The organism is Streptomyces sp. MBT53, from assembly GCF_016654115.1.
Taxonomy (GTDB): domain Bacteria; phylum Actinomycetota; class Actinomycetes; order Streptomycetales; family Streptomycetaceae; genus Streptomyces.
Genome location: NZ_JAEQAZ010000397.1, coordinates 1 through 2,681 on the forward strand (window position 1 = coordinate 1; position 2,681 = coordinate 2,681).

The 2,681-nt window shown below is 69.3% G+C and carries 2 protein-coding genes and 1 pseudogene; 1 reads left to right on the forward strand and 2 read right to left on the reverse strand.

Annotated features, from left to right (window positions below; translation table 11 throughout):
* Together JHN45_RS51475 and JHN45_RS51480 are read right to left on the reverse strand one after the other, a co-directional pair.
* Positions 1-606, reverse strand: a 606-nt coding sequence (locus JHN45_RS51475) for an MFS transporter (protein WP_201056398.1), incomplete at its 3' end; no start/stop codon positions are given.
* 35 nt (positions 607-641) lie between these two features.
* The gene (locus tag JHN45_RS51480; protein WP_201056400.1) at positions 642-2,117 is read right to left on the reverse strand and encodes a beta-1,6-galactanase; all 1,476 of its coding nucleotides are present in this window, start codon (positions 2,115-2,117) and stop codon (positions 642-644) included.
* A gap of 239 nt (positions 2,118-2,356) precedes the next feature.
* On the opposite strand from JHN45_RS51480, the pseudogene JHN45_RS53835 reads away from it, so the two are divergent.
* Positions 2,357-2,681, forward strand: a pseudogene (locus JHN45_RS53835) (class E sortase); the annotation flags it as partial.

Here is a 2,681-nt window from a genome sequence, read left to right on the forward strand (position 1 = left end):
TACCTGGGTCGAGCGGAAGGAGCGGAGTTGGGCCCGCAGGCCGCCTGCACCTCCGCTCACCCGCCCCGCCCAGCCCGGCACCAGTACCGCGATCGCCGCCAGTGCCACCGCCCCCGTCGCCGTGATCGCCCAGAACGTCGCCCGCCAGCCCCACCGTTCGCCGACTAGGGCGCCGAACGGGACGCCGAGTACGTTCGCCACCGTCAGGCCGGCGAACATCATCGCGACCGCCCGCGAGGCCCGTTCCGGTGGGACCAGGCGGCGGGCGACCAGGGAGCCGATGCCGAAGAACGTGCCGTGGCAGAGGGCGGCCACCACGCGGCCCAGGAGCATGGTCGGGTAGTTCGGGGCGATCGCGCAGAGCAGGTTGCCCGCGACGAACAGGGCCACCAGGCCTACCAGGACCGGTTTGCGCGGTAGCCCTGCCGTTGCCGCCGTCACCCCTATCGCGCCCACCGCGACCGTCAGCGCGTAGCCCGAGATGAGCCAACCCGCCGCAGCCGTCGACACGTTCAGGCTGCGGCTGACCTGCGGCAGCAGCCCGGCGATCACGAACTCGGTGAGACCGATTCCGAAACCGCCGAGCGCCAGCGCCAGCAGGCCCAACTGTCCGCCGTTGTGACGGAGTTCAGGTTGCGCGGTCAGATCACCACCCCGTCGATCTGCAAGGTCTGCACCGCCCCGGCCGCGAACGTCGCGCTCACCGTCTTGCCGCTGAGGTAGGTGTCCGAGTGGGAGGTGTAGAGGTCGCCTCCGCCGCCCGTCACCGTGTTCCAGCGCGGGACCAGGCCGCTCGAACCCCCCGCCACCGTCGTGAACTTGGAGAGGTCGAAGGTGAGGGTCGTCGACGATGTACCCGTGTTCGCCGCGACTATCACCAGGCGCTTCGCCGTCGCGTCGTAGCCCGCCGCCGCGTAGCTCACGCCCGTGTCCAGGATCGTCATGCCGGGGCGGATGTGGCGGCTGAACTGGGCCATCACGTAGTACTTCGTCTGCACCGCGCCGGCCGTGAGCGTGCTCTGGTCGTACGCGATCATCGCCCAGCCGGACGACGGGTCCATGACCTGCCAGTACGTCCACGCCGTGGGGTGCAGCCAGCGGAAGTCGTAGAGCAGGTTGCTCGCCATCGTCAGGCCGGTGGCGTCGCTGTCGCCCGTCTCGGAGTTCCAGAGGGCCTTGCCCGACGTCGTCACAACGTCCGTGTAGAGCAGGTCTCTACGGCCGCCCGAGCCCTGGTAGCCGTGGACGTTGACGCGGTTGACGTAGCCTTTCGTCGTGGAGGAGAAGGCGCTCCAGGTCGTGCGCGCCAGGTCGTAGCTCGTCTCGTCGGAGGCTGAGATCTTCGTGCTTGTCAGGCCTCGGGCGTCCAACTCGCTGCGGACGTACGGGAGTACGGCCGCCTGGACCGTCGAGTCCATGTGGCAGCCCTCCTGTGTGCCGGTCGCCGTCCACCAGCTCGACGAGGGCTCGTTGAAGGCCTCGACCGTCGCGAAGTTCACGCCCCAGTTGTTCTTCGCGTAGAGGGCCACGGCCGCCAAGTGGGAGGCGTGCTGGCGGTAGTTCCAGGACTGGAGGTTGTTGCCGCCGCCCGAGGCGCCGGACGGGTTGTGGTTCAGACACATCCACCACATGGGGGAGTTGGCGAAGAGCTCGGTGGTCGCGCCGCGTGCCGTCGCCTTCACCAGCATCGCGCGCTGGGTCGCGTCCGCCGTCCACTTCCATGCCGAGGACGTGGGGTCCTCGTTGTTCCAGTCCTGCCAGTAGCCCTCGATCTGCTTGAACGCGGGGATGTTGGCGGAGGCGACCATCGACTCGCCGCTCACCGTGTTCCAGCTGCACGCGCCGAGGTTGTAGCGGGCGATGTTCAGGCCCAGGCCGGGGAGCGAAGTGCCGTTGTACGTCGTCGACTTGGTGGTGAAGAAGATGTCGGCGAAGTCGTCCCGGGCGCCGAAGACGTTGGCCCACCAGGCGAGCGAGGTGCCCCAGCCCTCCCAAGTGCCGTACTTCGTCGCCGGGTTGACCGCGACCGTCGCGTCGGCGCGTGCGGTACCGGTCGCCAGGGCGGTGCCGAGGAGGCCACCGCCCGCCGCGGCCAGCAGGGTTCTGCGTCGGATCATTTCTTCTCCCGATTCGCTCAACCGCCGGTCGTCCCACCGGCGTCGGCCATCCCCCCGGCTCGTGCCACCAGGAAGCATCGGGTGTGGTGCGTGGGGTTGTCGAGGGTTGTGACACCCCTTTCTAAAACCCGTGTACGAAGGATCGAACGGACGCCTCCGCCGCCAACAGGAGTCCAACAGCGGTCCCACAGGAGTCATGGGTCTGGTGAGTTGGAGAACCCGCCCCTATCGTGCGGCCCATGCGGGTCCCCGTCGTGCAACAGCACCGCCGTCGACGCCGTGCGCTGCGCCGACGCGTCCTGTGGACCGGCGGCGAGTTCCTGGTCACGGCCGGGGTCGTCCTTCTCCTCCTCGTCGTACAGCAGTTGTGGTGGACCAACCGGGAGGCCCGCCGGGGCGCGGAGCATCAAGTGCAGGCGCTGGAACGGCAATGGGCCACGCAGACACCGGGGTCGGGGGCGGGGCCGGGGCCGGGGACCGCATCGGCACCGGCCGACACGGATGCCGCCGACGGCAGTTCACCGGACCGGAGCACCAGCACTACCACCGCCACCGGATCCGGAG

Coding starts and splice junctions, on each gene's coding strand:
- JHN45_RS51480 (WP_201056400.1), bottom strand. CDS start 2,117: ATGATCCGACGCAGAACCCTGCTGGCCGCGGCGGGCGGTGGCCTCCTC.